Origin of the sequence: Halapricum sp. CBA1109, from assembly GCF_009741825.1 — an archaeon.
GTDB lineage: Archaea > Halobacteriota > Halobacteria > Halobacteriales > Haloarculaceae > Halapricum.
Window position 1 is genome coordinate 1 of sequence record NZ_WPCA01000071.1, and the last position, 13,595, is coordinate 13,595.

20 protein-coding genes and 1 pseudogene are annotated in these 13,595 nt (G+C 67.0%); 11 read left to right on the plus strand and 10 right to left on the minus strand.

Going from position 1 to position 13,595, the window contains the following annotated elements; genetic code table 11:
- The 4 genes from GJ629_RS09170 to GJ629_RS09185 form a co-directional block, all read right to left on the minus strand.
- On the minus strand, window positions 1–352 hold a 352-nt coding region (locus GJ629_RS09170), incomplete at its 3' end, for an amphi-Trp domain-containing protein (protein WP_157512700.1).
- 73 nt (window positions 353–425) lie between these two features.
- Complete coding sequence (pyrF, locus tag GJ629_RS09175; protein ID WP_157512701.1) at window positions 426–1,235, minus strand: orotidine-5'-phosphate decarboxylase; 810 nt, start codon at window positions 1,233–1,235, stop codon at window positions 426–428.
- A gap of 50 nt (window positions 1,236–1,285) precedes the next feature.
- Window positions 1,286–1,654 carry a hypothetical protein gene (locus tag GJ629_RS09180; protein ID WP_157512702.1) on the minus strand — a complete coding sequence of 123 codons (369 nt, stop codon included), beginning with the start codon at window positions 1,652–1,654 and terminating at the stop codon, window positions 1,286–1,288.
- Window positions 1,654–2,094: a DUF2240 family protein gene (locus GJ629_RS09185; protein WP_157512703.1), complete on the minus strand. Its 441-nt coding sequence runs from the start codon at window positions 2,092–2,094 to the stop codon at window positions 1,654–1,656. The genes GJ629_RS09180 and GJ629_RS09185 overlap by 1 nt, the downstream gene beginning before the upstream one ends.
- 85 nt (window positions 2,095–2,179) lie before the next feature.
- Between GJ629_RS09185 and GJ629_RS09190 the strand changes: the two genes are divergently transcribed.
- On the plus strand, window positions 2,180–2,551 hold the full coding sequence (locus GJ629_RS09190; protein WP_157512704.1) for a 30S ribosomal protein S8e: 372 nt from the start codon (window positions 2,180–2,182) through the stop codon (window positions 2,549–2,551).
- An 82-nt stretch (window positions 2,552–2,633) separates the two neighbouring features.
- Window positions 2,634–2,963, plus strand: a complete 330-nt coding sequence (locus tag GJ629_RS09195) for a hypothetical protein (protein WP_157512705.1) — start codon at window positions 2,634–2,636, stop codon at window positions 2,961–2,963.
- Here the strand turns inward: GJ629_RS09195 and aglJ are convergent.
- On the minus strand, window positions 2,960–3,946 hold the full coding sequence (gene aglJ / locus GJ629_RS09200) for an S-layer glycoprotein N-glycosyltransferase AglJ (protein WP_157512706.1): 987 nt from the start codon (window positions 3,944–3,946) through the stop codon (window positions 2,960–2,962). The two genes, GJ629_RS09195 and aglJ, sit on opposite strands and share 4 nt — an antisense overlap.
- A gap of 57 nt (window positions 3,947–4,003) precedes the next feature.
- On the minus strand, window positions 4,004–4,885 hold the full coding sequence (locus GJ629_RS09205; protein ID WP_157512707.1) for a hypothetical protein: 882 nt from the start codon (window positions 4,883–4,885) through the stop codon (window positions 4,004–4,006).
- Window positions 4,886–4,972: 87 nt separating this feature from the next.
- On the opposite strand from GJ629_RS09205, the gene GJ629_RS09210 reads away from it, so the two are divergent.
- The 7 genes from GJ629_RS09210 to GJ629_RS09240 all read left to right on the plus strand — a co-directional run bounded on the left by GJ629_RS09210 (window position 4,973) and on the right by GJ629_RS09240 (window position 8,804).
- Window positions 4,973–6,337: a flippase gene (locus tag GJ629_RS09210; RefSeq protein ID WP_157512708.1), complete on the plus strand. Its 1,365-nt coding sequence runs from the start codon at window positions 4,973–4,975 to the stop codon at window positions 6,335–6,337.
- Window positions 6,334–6,510, plus strand: coding sequence for a hypothetical protein (locus GJ629_RS09215; protein WP_157512709.1), 177 nt, complete (start codon window positions 6,334–6,336; stop codon window positions 6,508–6,510). Before GJ629_RS09210 ends, GJ629_RS09215 begins: the two co-directional genes overlap by 4 nt.
- A 66-nt stretch (window positions 6,511–6,576) precedes the next feature.
- Window positions 6,577–7,149: a hypothetical protein gene (locus GJ629_RS09220; protein WP_370515849.1), complete on the plus strand. Its 573-nt coding sequence runs from the start codon at window positions 6,577–6,579 to the stop codon at window positions 7,147–7,149.
- A gap of 94 nt (window positions 7,150–7,243) precedes the next feature.
- Complete coding sequence (locus GJ629_RS09225) at window positions 7,244–7,519, plus strand: hypothetical protein (protein WP_157512711.1); 276 nt, start codon at window positions 7,244–7,246, stop codon at window positions 7,517–7,519.
- A gap of 79 nt (window positions 7,520–7,598) precedes the next feature.
- Window positions 7,599–7,904: a hypothetical protein gene (locus tag GJ629_RS09230; RefSeq protein ID WP_157512712.1), complete on the plus strand. Its 306-nt coding sequence runs from the start codon at window positions 7,599–7,601 to the stop codon at window positions 7,902–7,904.
- 50 nt (window positions 7,905–7,954) lie between these two features.
- Window positions 7,955–8,155 carry a dodecin gene (locus GJ629_RS09235; RefSeq protein ID WP_157512713.1) on the plus strand — a complete coding sequence of 67 codons (201 nt, stop codon included), beginning with the start codon at window positions 7,955–7,957 and terminating at the stop codon, window positions 8,153–8,155.
- A gap of 52 nt (window positions 8,156–8,207) precedes the next feature.
- On the plus strand, window positions 8,208–8,804 hold the full coding sequence (locus tag GJ629_RS09240; protein WP_157512714.1) for a hypothetical protein: 597 nt from the start codon (window positions 8,208–8,210) through the stop codon (window positions 8,802–8,804).
- Here GJ629_RS09240 and hisD read toward each other — a convergent pair.
- From hisD to GJ629_RS09260, 4 genes are all read right to left on the minus strand, one after another.
- A complete protein-coding gene (gene hisD / locus GJ629_RS09245; RefSeq protein WP_157512715.1) occupies window positions 8,801–10,075 on the minus strand; it encodes a histidinol dehydrogenase in 1,275 nt (424 codons plus the stop codon). The genes GJ629_RS09240 and hisD overlap by 4 nt on opposite strands.
- Window positions 10,076–10,123: 48 nt before the next feature.
- Window positions 10,124–10,795 (minus strand): DnaJ domain-containing protein, encoded by a 672-nt coding sequence (locus GJ629_RS09250; protein WP_157512716.1) that lies wholly within the window; start codon window positions 10,793–10,795, stop codon window positions 10,124–10,126.
- A gap of 86 nt (window positions 10,796–10,881) precedes the next feature.
- Window positions 10,882–11,367: a GNAT family N-acetyltransferase gene (locus GJ629_RS09255; RefSeq protein ID WP_370515850.1), complete on the minus strand. Its 486-nt coding sequence runs from the start codon at window positions 11,365–11,367 to the stop codon at window positions 10,882–10,884.
- 76 nt (window positions 11,368–11,443) lie between these two features.
- Complete coding sequence (locus GJ629_RS09260; protein WP_157512717.1) at window positions 11,444–11,920, minus strand: redoxin domain-containing protein; 477 nt, start codon at window positions 11,918–11,920, stop codon at window positions 11,444–11,446.
- 124 nt (window positions 11,921–12,044) lie between these two features.
- On the opposite strand from GJ629_RS09260, the gene GJ629_RS09265 reads away from it, so the two are divergent.
- Both GJ629_RS09265 and asd read left to right on the plus strand, forming a co-directional pair.
- Window positions 12,045–12,338 carry a twin-arginine translocase TatA/TatE family subunit gene (locus GJ629_RS09265; RefSeq protein ID WP_157512718.1) on the plus strand — a complete coding sequence of 98 codons (294 nt, stop codon included), beginning with the start codon at window positions 12,045–12,047 and terminating at the stop codon, window positions 12,336–12,338.
- 171 nt (window positions 12,339–12,509) lie between these two features.
- Window positions 12,510–13,546, plus strand: a pseudogene (asd, locus tag GJ629_RS09270) (aspartate-semialdehyde dehydrogenase).
- Window positions 13,547–13,595 lie beyond the last annotated feature (49 nt).

A 13,595-nucleotide genomic window follows, 5' to 3' on the forward strand; every position in this document is an offset into this window, starting at 1 on the left:
CCTCGCCGCCGTCGGCGATGATGTTACCGTTGTCGTGAACGAGTCGCCAGCGGTACTCCTCGGCGTTGTCCTCGTACAACTCGAAGGTGGCCTTGCTGGCGTGGGCCTCGACGTCCACCTCGCCCTCGGACTCGTCCCACTCCATCTCCAGTTCGAGAGCGACGGTGTCGCCCTCCCGCTCTATCTCCACCTCGAAGTCGGCCTCGGCGGGCGGGTCGACGGTCACGGTCTGTTCCTCGTCGACCGGTCCCGGTTCGCCGCGCCTGAACGCGCCGGCCAACCGCCGGAGGTACGTCGCGATGCCTCTCCTGCTTCGTGTCTCTTTGTCCTCGTATATGGTATCGTCTGGCATACACACGAACCGTCTCGTGGACGGATGTTAACGGTATCCCCGGGACGCTATCGGACCGACTGCGTGGCTCGGCCTACCGGAACTGGTTCAACCGGTCGCGGAGGTCACGGGCGGCCGCGCCTGCGGCGTCGAAGTAGGCGTCGGGGTCGCGGGCCGACTCGCCGGCGAAGATGACGCCCCGCGAGGAGTTGACGACTCCGACGCCGTCGGCCAGTCCGTGTTCGACGGCCGCCTCGGCGTCCCCGCCTTGGGCGCCAACGCCCGGGACGAGGAAGGGGATGTCCGGGACGAGTTCGCGTATCTCGGCCAGTTCCTCGGGCGCCGTTGCGCCCACGACGAGGCCGACGTTGCCGTTGCCGTTCCAGCGGTCCGCCAGCGCGGCGACGCGTTCGTACAGCGGTTCGCCCGAGGACAGTTCGAGACTCTGGAGGTCCGCGCCGCCCTGATTGGAGGTCCGACAGAGGACGAACACGCCCGTTTCCGCCTCGGAGAGAAACGGCTCCAGCGAGTCCCGGCCCATATACGGGTTGACGGTGACGGCGTCGGCGTCTAACTCTTCGACGGACCCGGCGTACTGGCGGGCGGTGTTCCCGATGTCCGCGCGCTTTGCGTCCAGTAGAACAGGCACGTCCTTCCCGTGTGCGTACGCGATGGTCTCTTTCAGGGCGCGCCAGCCGTCGGGGTCCTCGTAAAAGGCGGCGTTTGGCTTGTAACAGGCGGCGAACTCGTGGGTCGCGTCGATGACCCGGCGGTTGAACGCCCACCGCGGGAGGTTGGCGTCGGCGACGTGGTCGGGGAGGCGGTCCCTGTCGGGGTCGAGACCGACCGAGACGACGCTGTCGGTCGCCTCGATGCGGTCGGCCAGTCGGTCGAAAAACGTCATTGGCGGGTGTCGGTCGGGCGCGGGCAAAACGGTGCCGACTCCCGGTGTGGTCACTCCGGGGCGACGGCCGCGCCGACGGCGTCGGTGGCCCGCTTGACGGCCGCCCCGCTCTCGACGCTGAGGACGACGGCGTCGCCGTCCTGACGGGCCGACAGTCCCGGCCCGTCCGCTGCCGAGGCCGCGCGGTCGACACCGACGGTGAAACGGACCGTGACGCGCCCGGGGTACAACCGGACGGTCCCGACGCGGTCACCGTCGATGGCGATGCCGTAGGCCTTGGTACCGTCGGGGGAGGGTTCGGCGCTCCGGTCGGCGTCGACCACCGAAATCACGTCGAAGGGAGCGCTCTCGCGGCCAGTGAGTTCCGAGGCGAGGAGCTGTCCGATGCGGGTGGCGTCGGTCAGTCGGTCCTCGACCATCAGAGTTCACCCCGTGCGCGCTCGGCGAAGTCGGTCACGTCGATACCCTTCCGGCGAGCGTAGACGACGGCCGCGGCCTCGATGGTGAGGCCGAGGTCGCTCTGGAGCCGGTTTATCGCCGCGACGGCCTCCTGTTTCTCGGTGCCGGCCTCGACGACGGCGTCGAGGACGCGCTCGAACGTCGAGCGCTGGCGAAGGATGGACTCGTCGGGCGCGAAGTCCTCGGGGACGCTGACGTCCGTGGCGTCGAACGTCGCGTGGAGTTGGTCGCCGTCCTGTTCCAGCAGCCCTTCGCTCGCGGCCACGTCGACGAGGCGCTTCGCCTGATCCGGGGAGAACCAGTCCCGGTCGAGCGAGAGGGCGACGACGAAGTCGCTGCGGCCGATGCTGTCGCTGCCCGACCGGACGAACGGCGCGGCGACGGCCCGCCGGAGACTCATCGTCGTAGTGGCCGTCCTCGGCGGTGGAAAAGCTGCCGGTGTGTACTTCGAGAGGTTGAAGTATGCCCTTGGCCAACGGATTCGTATGCAATTCCAGGGCCGCTCCACGAAGAAGCGAACCGGTGGCCGCCGTCGCCGGTCCCGAAACAAGCGTAAGTTCGAACTCGGCGACCAGCCCACCGAGACGGAGGTCGACGAGCCGAAACTGAAGACCGTCGAGAGCCGCGGCGGGACGACCAAGGTCCGCGCCATCTCGACGAACGTCGCCAGCGTCGCCGACGGCGAGGAGGTCGCCACCGCGGACATCGAGGGCGTCGCCGAGAACGGTGCCAACCCGAACTACGTCCGCCGGAACATCATCACGAAAGGCGCCGTCATCGATACCAGCGAGGGGCAGGCCCGCGTCACCTCCCGCCCCGGGCAGGACGGACAGGTCAACGCCGTTCTGATCGAGTAACGCGCTCTCGTTCTCTTCTCCCGCCCAGTCTCACCGCACCGCAGGCACAGCCTTTTGGGTATCGCGGTCCGAGTGCTCACCGATGGGAGTACGGCCACCGGACAGCGGCAACTCTGAGTCGCCGGACGTCGTTGAGTTCGGCATCGCAGCGGTAGACGACCGACTCGACCTCGACGGGCTATCATACCCGGTCGACGTGGCGGAGTTGCGCGAGCAGTACGGCTCCGTCGAGATACCCTACACCGCGTCGGGGCGGACGACCGATATGACGACAGTGCTCAAGCGCGTCGAGGCGCGGGAGTTCGACTCAAAGCGGGAGTTGCTCAACGAACTCCACCCCGTCTTCGAGGAGATGCGCGCCTCCGCGTCGTCGAGTATCATCGGTCAACTCCGCGCGCTGGTCCCCTTCTAGTCCCCGTCGTCCTCGCCGAGCGACCGGTTCTCGCCCCGACCGAACGCCGTCTCGTCCTCCCGGGAGAGCCGTTCGATGAAGTGCATCTGCTCGCGGTGGAGCGTGACGATCATGTCCGAGAGGACGCCGAAGATGAGCAACTGCACGCCGAAGATGATGGCCAGACCGCCGACCAGTGCGATCACCTCGTGGGAGATGCCGCGGGTGACCCACTCGACGACGACGTAGATACCGGCGAGCACCCCGAGCAGCATCGAGACGGTGCCGACGCTCCCGAAGTAAAACAGCGGGTTCGAGGTCTTTGCCATCCGGTACAGCGTCAGGAGGATGACCGACCCGTCGCGGACGGGGCTGAGACTCGTGTCGGCGTCGTCCGGTCGCGCCTCGTAGGTGATGGGGACGACGGTGGTTCGGACGGAGTGTTTGACACATTCGACGGCCATCTCCGTCTCGATGCCGAAGCCGTCGGCCGTCAGCGCGAACCGCCGGGCGGAGTCGAGCGTGAACGCCCGGTAACCGCTGAGGATGTCCGCGAAGTCCTTCCCGTGGATGGTCCGGAACAGGCGGTTGATGAGGCGGTTCCCGAACTGGTTGAGACGGCTCATCGCGCCCGATTCCATGTCGGCGAAGCGGTCGCCGATGACGTGTTCGGCCTCGCCCTCGAAGATGGGTTCCAGTAGCCGTTCGGCCTGATCCGGGCGGTAGGTAGCGTCGCCGTCGAGCATCAGCACCACCGGCGATTCGATCAGGCTCAGCGCCTCCCGGACGGCCTGTCCCTTCCCGGCACCCTGTCCGGTCCCGGACTGGGTGTGGACTCGCGCGCCCTTCCGCTCGGCTATCTCGCGGGTCCCGTCGGTGCTGTGGCCGTCCATCACGAGGACGTTCTCGTAGCCGCGTTCGCGGAACCCCTCGACGACATCGCCGATGGCGGCCGCCTCGTTGTAGGTCGGGATCAGCACGCAGACGTCGCTACGGTCGACCATTGGTGAGGACTCCACGCGGGCCGTTCATATAGCTGTGGACTTGCCGCGGCGGCCCCGCTACTCCTCGGTGTATCCCAGCGCCCGGAGGCGGTCGGTCACGTCCTCGTCGGCGCCCTCCTCGACGGCGTCGGGGTCGAACTCGGGGTCGTACGAGCCGCTGTCGGTGACCTCACGGACGTCCCACGGGACCTTCTTCAGCGCCATACTCGGGACGTACGCGCGGTGGCCCCACATCCCCCACTCCCCGAGGGCGTTGCCGTGGTCGGCGGTGATGGCGACGGTGCCGTCGACGTTCTCCAGCAGGGTCTCGACGGACTCGAAGACGTACGCGAGGTTGGCGTCGTAGGCCTCGGTGACGGCCGCGGGGTCGAGTTCGCCGCGTTCGACCATATCCCAGACGTTGACCGAGTCGTCCTCCCCGAGGCCGAACCCGCCGCGGCCGAGGCGGCCAAAGCCCTCGCCGTCGGCGATAAAGGGAAAGTGAGGCTGCATGTAGTGACAGATCACGCGGTCGTAGTCGCCGGTCCGGGCCACGGCGACACCGTGGTCGGTGACCGGTTCGGCCGGGATAGTGCCCAGGTCCTCGTCCCAGTGGTCCCGCCAGACGTCGTCGATCAGGCCGAACCGAGACGCGTCGAGTTTGTGTGAGTAGGGGTTCGCGGAGACGTACGCCGTCGACGCCACTTCCTCGGCGTAGCGGTCGGTGAAGGTGTTGTCCATCCACTCCGTCGAGGTGCTCCCCACCGAGAGCAGGGCGTCGCTGTCGCCGACCACGCGCTGGTACATATCGTACCGGCAGGCGTCGAGGACGACCAGCACGTCCCACTCGTGCTCGTAGACCGGGGTCCCGCGCCTGAACGGGAGGCGCCGGACCACGTCGAGGCCGCCGGCGATGGCCCACTGCGGCGTCGCGTCGACCACTGTTCCGAGCAGTCCCATAGGGGAGAGTTCGACGGACTCGGCATATCGGGTTTGTGGTTCGGCGCGGATGGAAACGACTACACCGGCGGCGGAAAACGACCATCTATGGCGGATGGAGACGACGCCGTGCGCTCGCTGGTCAAGGGCAGCGGCATCATCTTCGCCGGGTTCGTCCTCGAGAACGGACTGGCCTTCGTCACGAAGGTCCTGATGGCCCGCCTCCTCGGCAAGACCGGGTTCGGGGAGCTCTCCATCGGTATCATCCTCGCCGCGAACGTCTCGACCATCTTCGTCCTCGGCCTCAACACCGGCGTCGCGCGCTATCTCCCGCGGTACGACGACCCCGCCAAGCGCCGCGGCGTCCTCGTCTCGGCGTTCCGGGTCGTCGTCCCGGTGGTCGTCGTCGTCGGCGCACTGATCGTCGTCTTCGCCGAACCCATCGCCCGCATCGTCGTCCGCGACCCGTCGGTCGCGCCCGTGATTCGAGTGTTCGGTCTCGCGACGCCGCTGGCGGCGATTATGAAACTCGCCGTCGGGGCTATCCAGGGGATCAAAGACTCCACGCCGAAGGTGTACGTCCGCAACATCGTCCAACCGATGTCCCGGTCGGCGCTGGTCGTCGTCGTCCTGTTGCTCGGACTCGGGGCGTTAGAAGTCTCGTGGGCGTACTTCGGGTCGTACCTCCTGTCGGCGGCCGTGGCGATGTACTTCGTCTACCGGCGGACGGAACTGTTCGCCGACACGCCGGCGACCCCGATGTACCGCGAACTGCTGTCGTTCTCGGGGCCGCTGGCCGTGATGGCCATCGCCAGTCTGATCGTCTCGGGCATCGGCATCGACACGTTCATGATCGCCTTCTTCAACACGACCGACGACGTCGGCGAGTACAACGTCGTTATGCCGACGGCGAAACTGATGATCCTCGTCCTCTCCTCGCTCTCCTTTCTGTTTATGCCCATTATGTCCGAACTCCACGCAGAAGGCGCGTCCGCGGAGATGGAGCGCATCTTCCGACTGGCGACCAAATGGATCGTGCTCGCGACGCTGCCGATTCTGGTCGTGATGGTCGTCTTCCCGCGGGAGTTCATCGCGCTGACGTTCGGCAGCGCCTACACTACTGCGTCGCTGTCGCTGACGGTCCTCGCGGTCGGTTTCTTCTTTCACTCGGCCTTCGGCCTCGGGGAGCGAGTGCTGAACTCCGTCGGGTCGACGCGGGTGGTGATGGCCGACAACATCGCCGCCGCCGCCGTCAACGTCGCGCTCAACCTGCTGTTGATCCCCTCGCTGTCGGTGCTTGGGGCCGCCATCGGGACGGCGGCGGCCTACGTCACGCTCGACCTCCTCTATCTCTATCACGTCCACGACCGCGAGGGGATGCACCCGTTCACGTCGTCGCTCGTCCGGCCCGCCGTCTCGGCGTCGCCGTCCTCGGCGGCGCGGCCGTCGCCGCCTCCGCGCTGGTCGAGGTGACGCCGCTGGGACTGGTCGTCTGGTGTGCCGTCCTCGGCCCAATATACCTGCTCGTAATGGCTCGCGCCGGGGCCGTCGAGGAGGCCGAGGTGATGCTCGTGTTGAGCGTCGAGGAGCGCTTCGGGATCGATCTGGGGCCGCTGAAACGCATCGCCGAGCGCATCGTCGGCTGACCGCGGTTCGCGGCCGCGAAATCGGCTTCGGTCTTTATGCTCTCCCGTCCGTTTGACGAAACTACCGTGTCCGAACTCCCGGGATGGATTCACAACCGACTCGACCGCAACCTCGACAACACGCTGTCCCAGCGACACGTCGTCGAGACGATGGTCGACTCAGAGCGCCCGTTCTTCTCGGCCCGACAGCTACAGGCACGCGTCAAACCCGACGTGAGCAAAGCGACCGTCCGGAACCGCCTCGACGAACTACAGGAGATAGACATCGTCGCCACGGAGACCTACCCCGATTCGGTGACGCTGTACTACATCAACTACCGGGAGTCGAACTGGCCGCTGTCACCGGCGGGCAAACGCGCTATCGCCGCCGAACCCCCGAACGCCCGGCTCTCCATCGGCTTCATCACGGTGTCGGACACGGCCGGGTTCCGACTGTTCGTCGTCGCCGGCCTGTCGCTCGCGTTCGGTCTCAGTACCGCCGTCGGCCTCGTCCTCGTCGGCCTCCTGACCGGTGCCGGGGGCCTCGTCGAATCGCTCGGTGCCGCGCTGGCGGCCGGCGGGCTATTCGCCGGCGTGATGACCCTCCAGTTGCTGGTCGCCACCCTCCTGTTTTTCGTCGGCGATCGGTTCCTCCGGTAGTGCCCCGAGTGACCATTTTACCGCCCCGAACTGCCGGTTCGCGGCCGCGAAATCCGCTTCCGCCTTTATGATCCCGCCGTCCAAACACGGAGCTATGTCGACAGCACTGCAGACAGTCGCGTCGGTCAGCCCGGAACTGGTCATCGTCTTCGGTATCGCCGGGGTGTTGCTCCTCGCCAACGTCGTCCTCTCCGTGTGGATCTATCGGGACGCGGAGAGCCGGAACGACGACAACGCCTTCGCGTGGGGTGCGGCGACGTTCTTCAGCGGGTTCCTCGGCGGCGTCGGGATCGTCGTCGTCATCGTCCTCTATTTCGTCCTGCGGGACGAGAGCGGGCCCGGCGCGCCCTCCGTGCGGGACAGCGTCTGAGGGTGGACTCGACTGCGCAGGCGCTTCTCCGTTTTCTTTCAGGAATGTTTATGTGTCGGCCGGGCGTTGATCCTCGTGAATGGGGGCTGTTACCACACACCTCGTTTCCCAAGCGAGAACGATATTCAGCGACCTCGGATACACTGTCGAGTCGGCGGGCGCGGAGTTGCGGGCCGAGCGAAAGTGGCGTACTGTCCACGTGACACCGATGCCGGAGCCCCGAGAGCCGCCCACGTCCGGCGAGTTCCGGTGTTTCGTCACTCGACGGGAGAACGTCGAGGCCGTCCGTCGCCGCGTCACGGCGGGCGGCGGCACCTACGAGTGGGCCGTCATCGGCGTCGACGACGACGGCAGTTACAGCGTCGACGCGGCCTCGACACGCTGAGTGACCGCCGCTACCATTATACCGGCGCCGTGTGATATTCCTCACGAACGATGGTGTTCAAGAAGATAACCCTGATCGGATCGAGTACCGAGAGTTTCGACGACGCCGTCGACGACGCCGTCGACCGCGCCGAGGCGACACTGGAGAACGTCCACTGGGTGGAAGTCGAGGAGATGGGCGTCGAGGTGGCGTCGGCCGACGACCGGGAGTACCAGGCCGAGGTCGAGGTCGCCTTCCAACTGGAGGACTGACCCTACGCTGTTAGGACACTTCTGTTTATACACGGCGTCCGTCAGTGTAGGTATGACTCAGTCACGCGACACTGACGGCGCGACGGTCGACGGCCGCCTCCTGCAGGCAGTCGTCACGGGCGTCGTCGAGTCGACCGGACACTTCGAGGACCGCACCCGGACACTGCTCGCCGACCACGGACTCGACGCCGACCCCGATGCCGGGACGGCCTACCCCTTCGGCGCGTTCCGGGACCTGCTGGCGACTATCGGGCGGGAGACGGGGCCGAACACGCTCGACCGCATCGGACGAGCGACCGCGGGCGCCCTCGCGTGGCCGCCCCACGTCAGGACCGTCGCCGACGCCCTCGAAACCCTCGACTCGACGGCGGGGCGCTATCACACCGGCGCCTCGCTACGCTGTTCGTTCGTCCGGACCGGCGCGCACGCTGGGCGCGTCGACGTCGAGACACCCTATCCCGAGGCCTTCGAGCGTGGGCTGTTGGCCGGCGTCGGCGCGCAGTTCGGCTACGGGCCCGGTCACGTCACCGTCCGGACCGCCGACGTGCGGACCGACGGCGGCCGGGGCGGCAGCGGACGAGAACTGGCGCTGGCGTGGTCGGTCGACCCCGCGGCCGAGACGTCGATTCCGGCCCCCTCGGCCGATTAGTCGTCCTCGAACCGTCGGTCGACGCTGCGGGCGTGTGCCTCCAGTCCTTCCGCCTCGGCGAGTGTCGTGATGGACTCCCGGAGATCAGACAGCGCCGACGCCGAGAGGCGCTGGACCGTCGCCGACCGGAGGAAGTCGTCGACGGAGAGGCCACTCTGGATGCGGGCGGCCCCGTTGGTCGGGAGGACGTGGTTGGTCCCGCTGGCGTAGTCGCCGGCGGCGACCGGGGAGTGCGGGCCGAGGAAGGCGCTCCCGTAGTTCTCGATGCGGGCGAGCAACCTGTCCTCGTCGTCGGCGTCGATATAGAGGTGCTCGGCGGCGTACTCGTCGGCGAAGAGGACGGCCTCGCTCATCGACCGCGTGTGGAGGACTGCGCTGGCGTCGTTTTCCAGTGCCGACCGAATTGTCTCCTCGCGCGCCCGGCCCGCGGCCTGTTCCTCGACGGCCGCGGCGACGGCCTCGGCGATGTCCTCGTCGTCGGTGACGGCGACCACTGAGGAGTTGGGGTCGTGTTCGGCCTGCGTGATCAGTTCGGCCGCGAGCAACTCTGGGTCTGCCGTCTCGTCTCCGACAGCCAACACCTCGCTGGGGCCCGCGAGCATGTCGATACGCACGTCGCCCCGCACCTCGGCCTTGGCGGCGGTGACCCACTTGTTCCCGGGGCCGACGATGACGTCGACGGGACTGATAGACTCCGTCCCGTACGCGAGTGCGGCGATAGCCTGCGCGCCGCCGACCTGGTAGACGGCGTCCGCGCCGGCGGCGTGGATAGCCGCGAGCGTGACGGGGTTTATCTCCTCGGCCGGCGGCGTCGCGACGGCGACGTGGTCGACGCCGGCGACTTTCGCGGGCACGACGCCCATCAGCGCGCTGGAGGGGTAGGCCGCGGTGCCGCCGGGCGCGTAGACGCCGGCGCTGTCGAGGGGGTAGTGCCGACGGCCGAGGCGGCGGCCGTCCTCCTCTACGTCCCAGTCCTCGGGGACCTGTCGCTCGTGGAAGGTTCGGATGTTGTCGGCGGCCGTCTCGATGGCCTCGCGCACGTCGTCGTCGATGTCCTCGTAGGCCGTTTCGGCCGCGTCGGTGATGTCGAAACTCCCGACGGAGACGCCGTCGAACTCCTCGCAGAACTCCCGCAGGGCCACGTCGCCCTCCTCGTGGACTCTGTCGACGATGTCGGCGACGTCGCCGCGGACGGCGTCGATGCCCGCGTCGCGTTCGAACAGTGCTTGGCGCCGGTCGGGCGATAGCTCCGAGACGGAGTGAACGTTCATACCCGGCATACGTGACGGGTCCAAAACGGTCTGTCGGTCCGCCGCCGTTCAGGCGTACAGCCGCAGCGCGATGTGGAGGGCCGAGATGCTGACCGACGCGAGTGCGATCAGACCGACGACGACCGCGACCGGTCCGGAGACCGACATCGCGGCGCCGCCCGACAGCAGGAACCACGCCGAGATGCTCACCGAGACGAGCAGGATGCAGTGTAACGCGGCCCACGGCCCCAGCGTCCGGACGACGCCGACGAGGCTCTCGATTGGCCCGCGTGTCGGGTTCGCGGTCGTCGCTTCGCTCGTCGTCTGGCCGCCGTAGATACCGCTGCCGCCGGTCGGCGTCGCGGAGGTGCCGTGTGCCGGTTCCGCCGACCGCGCCTCCCACCAGTCGCCGTCCGTGTCACCGGCACCGTCGGCGCGGACGGACGCGTCAGTTCGGTCGCTCGATACCTCTCCGGTCGCGGCCGGGTCGACGTCGAACAGCCCCTCCAACCCCCGCTGGCGCACGTACGTCGCGTGCCCGAGTCGGTCGTAGCTCGCTCGCTCGTCGGCGTCGACGAGCGTCTCGCGCGCTACGGTCAGGCGCTTGAACTGCCGGCCCGCGTCCGGATCGTCGTTGGTGTCCGGGTGTCGTGACTTCGCGAGGTCGCGGAACGCGCGGTCTATCGCCTGCGCGTCCGCGTCCCGGTCGACACCCAGGACGGTGTACAAGGACTCACCCATAACCCAAGTCCTACAAAACGCTTGTGGCCGAACCTACTTCAGTGTACCTGAGAGGTTCGCGTCGTGAAACTACCCGAACGGGGCGCTCATCGGCCGAGTAGCCGCGACAGCCGTCGGGTGATACTCTCCTCGTCCCCGAGTTTCAGGTAGTAGGCGTCGCCGCCGTCCTCGTAGTAGTTGTCGATGCGGCGCTCTATCTCGAAGCCGACGTGCTTGTAGAAGTTGATCGCCTCGCGGTTGGTCGACCGGGCGTGACAGGTCACCGAGCGGTAGTCCTCGGCGACGCGGGCGATGAGGCGCTTGCCGAACCCGTCTCCACGGTACTCGGGGCTGACGGCCAGAAAGAGGATGTATCCGTCCCGTCGGACGGCGGCGAACCCGACCAGTTGTGTCTGGCGGCCGCGGTTGAGATAGAGATACACTTTCGAGCGGCGGTAGGCGTCCTCGAAGAAGCCGCGCCGCTGGCGGAGGACATCGTCCTCCTCGCGGATGTGTTCTTTGAGCTCCCAGGCCGCCTTGACGTACTCGTCGCTCCCTCGGCCGACGATCCGGGACTCGACGTTGAAGCTCACTGCCCCCCAATTGGGGAGTGGACAATATAATTCCAGCGCACGCCACAATCCGTGCGAGTCACTCGGCCCGCGAGCGTCAGGCCAGCTCTTCGACGGCCGCGAGGACCTCCTCGTAGTCCGGTTCGACGCCCGGGTCGTCGCTGACCCACGCGTAGGTGACCTCACCGTCGTCGTCGAGGACGAACACCGAGCGCTTGGCCACGTCGTGGACGCCCAGTTCCGCGAAGTCCATCGGGATGCCGTAGTCCTCGATGATCTCCTTGTCGGCGTCGGAGATCAGGTCGAACTCAAGTCCCAGTTCGTCACGGAAGGCGTTCAGCGCGAACGGGGAGTCGACGCTGATCCCGTAGACGTCCGCTCCGGCCGCCTGGAAGTCGGCGAGGTGGTCCTGGAAGGTGTTCATCTCGTGGCTACAGACGCCCGTGAACGCGCCGGGGAAGAACGCGAGGACGACCGGGCCGTCGCCCACCGTCTCCGAGAGCGTGATCGAGTCGACGTCGCCGTTTGCGAGCGGTGCCGTGAAGTCGGGTGCGGTGTCGCCTACGTCTACCATATCGGATTCGAGTACGCGCGTTCACTCAAAGACCCTTGTGTCTCGGAGCGGCCGTGTCAGGAACGACCGTGAGGATTCCTGAGCAAAAAGGTTATAATAGACAGCAGGTAAGATGCTGGTAGCGATGGCATACACAATACTGCAGTTCGGGATCCCGGGCGGCCCAGAACTCCTCGTAGTTCTGTTGCTCGCGGTCCTGCTGTTCGGTGCGAACAAGATCCCCAAACTCGCCCGCTCGTCGGGGCAGGCGATCGGCGAGTTCCAGAAGGGGCGCGAACAGGTCGAGCAGGAACTCGAAGAGATCAAAGACGGCGGGAGCGACGAGGAGGACGTCGCCGCCGACGCCGGCACGGGCGCGGACACCACTACCGACGCGACGGTCGAGTCCGAGGTCGAATCCGAGACGACCAGCAACTGATAGTGTTTATTGTAGCTGTGTACCGGTTCGACCGCCCGAAGTCGGGCGGTCGAATCCGAAATGACCTACAATAAACACTATCGCCCCTCCGGTTCTCTCTATCGCTACGTGACCAGTGGCAACGCCGTATCCAAACTGTTTTGACTACCCACCGCGCTACCACCGAGTACTATGACACGCAGCGTCGGTATCCTCGGAGCGACCGGAGCGGTCGGCCAGCGACTGATCCAGTTGCTCGACCCGCACCCGGAGTTCGAGATCGCCGCAGTGACCGCGAGCGAGGACAGCGCCGGTAGCGACTACCGGGAGGCCGCCAAGTGGCGCATCGGAACCCCCATCCCCGAGGACGTCGCCGACCTCGAAGTCCGACAGACCGACCCGACGTACATCCCCAACGACGTCGACCTGTTGTTCTCGTCGCTCCCCTCCTCGGTCGGCGAGGCCGTCGAGCCGAAGTTCGCCGAGGCGGGCTACGTCCTCTCCTCGAACTCCTCGAACTTCCGGACCGACGACGATATGCCCCTGACCATCCCCGAGGTCAACCCCGACCACCTCGACCTGATCGAGGTCCAGCGTGACGAGCGCGGCTGGGACGGCGCCATCGTCAAAAACCCCAACTGCTCGACCATCACGATGGTCCCGCCGCTGGCCGCACTCGACGAGGCATTCGGCCTCGACCGCGTCGACGTCTCGACGCTGCAGGCCGTCTCCGGCGCGGGCTACTCCGGCGTCTCCTCGATGGAGATTATCGACAACGCCATCCCGCACATCGGCGGCGAGGAGACAAAGATGGAGACCGAGTCCCAGAAGCTACTGGGCAGCTTCGACGGCGCCGAGGTCGAGTGGCACGACGTGGACGTGGCGGCCTCCTGCAACCGCATCCCGACGCTGGACGGCCATCTGGAGAACGTCTGGGCGGACACGACCGAGGACGTGACCCCCGAGGCGGCCGCCGAGGCCTGCGGGAGTACCCCTCTGCCGACCTCTACTCCTCGCCCGACCAGTTGATCCGCGTCTTCGAGGAGCCAGACCGTCCCCAGCCCCGACTCGACCGCGACGCGAACAACGGGATGGGCATCGCCACCGGCGGCATCCAGGCGACGACCGAGGGCCTGCAGTTCAACTGCCTCGCGCACAACACCCTCCGGGGCGCGGCCGGCGCGTCCATCCTCAACGGCGAACTGCTGGCCGAGCAGGGGTACATCTAGAACCCACTTTTTCAGTTCGGGGTTTCCTCGGCCTTCGGCCTCGGGACCC

What these genes read in the sequence shown, in the direction of transcription:
- GJ629_RS09205 (WP_157512707.1), bottom strand. Translation starts at nt 4,885, where the DNA reads ATGGGACTGCTCGGAACAGTGGTCGACGCGACGCCGCAGTGGGCCATC.
- pyrF (WP_157512701.1), bottom strand. Translation starts at nt 1,235, where the DNA reads ATGACGTTTTTCGACCGACTGGCCGACCGCATCGAGGCGACCGACAGC.
- GJ629_RS09250 (WP_157512716.1), bottom strand. Translation starts at nt 10,795, where the DNA reads ATGGGTGAGTCCTTGTACACCGTCCTGGGTGTCGACCGGGACGCGGAC.
- GJ629_RS09265 (WP_157512718.1), top strand. Translation starts at nt 12,045, where the DNA reads ATGGCATACACAATACTGCAGTTCGGGATCCCGGGCGGCCCAGAACTC.
- GJ629_RS09260 (WP_157512717.1), bottom strand. Translation starts at nt 11,920, where the DNA reads ATGGTAGACGTAGGCGACACCGCACCCGACTTCACGGCACCGCTCGCA.
- aglJ (WP_157512706.1), bottom strand. Translation starts at nt 3,946, where the DNA reads ATGGTCGACCGTAGCGACGTCTGCGTGCTGATCCCGACCTACAACGAG.
- GJ629_RS09190 (WP_157512704.1), top strand. Translation starts at nt 2,180, where the DNA reads ATGCAATTCCAGGGCCGCTCCACGAAGAAGCGAACCGGTGGCCGCCGT.
- GJ629_RS09240 (WP_157512714.1), top strand. Translation starts at nt 8,208, where the DNA reads ATGACTCAGTCACGCGACACTGACGGCGCGACGGTCGACGGCCGCCTC.
- GJ629_RS09185 (WP_157512703.1), bottom strand. Translation starts at nt 2,094, where the DNA reads ATGAGTCTCCGGCGGGCCGTCGCCGCGCCGTTCGTCCGGTCGGGCAGC.
- GJ629_RS09235 (WP_157512713.1), top strand. Translation starts at nt 7,955, where the DNA reads ATGGTGTTCAAGAAGATAACCCTGATCGGATCGAGTACCGAGAGTTTC.
- GJ629_RS09230 (WP_157512712.1), top strand. Translation starts at nt 7,599, where the DNA reads ATGGGGGCTGTTACCACACACCTCGTTTCCCAAGCGAGAACGATATTC.
- GJ629_RS09225 (WP_157512711.1), top strand. Translation starts at nt 7,244, where the DNA reads ATGTCGACAGCACTGCAGACAGTCGCGTCGGTCAGCCCGGAACTGGTC.
- GJ629_RS09210 (WP_157512708.1), top strand. Translation starts at nt 4,973, where the DNA reads ATGGCGGATGGAGACGACGCCGTGCGCTCGCTGGTCAAGGGCAGCGGC.
- hisD (WP_157512715.1), bottom strand. Translation starts at nt 10,075, where the DNA reads ATGAACGTTCACTCCGTCTCGGAGCTATCGCCCGACCGGCGCCAAGCA.
- GJ629_RS09195 (WP_157512705.1), top strand. Translation starts at nt 2,634, where the DNA reads ATGGGAGTACGGCCACCGGACAGCGGCAACTCTGAGTCGCCGGACGTC.
- GJ629_RS09180 (WP_157512702.1), bottom strand. Translation starts at nt 1,654, where the DNA reads ATGGTCGAGGACCGACTGACCGACGCCACCCGCATCGGACAGCTCCTC.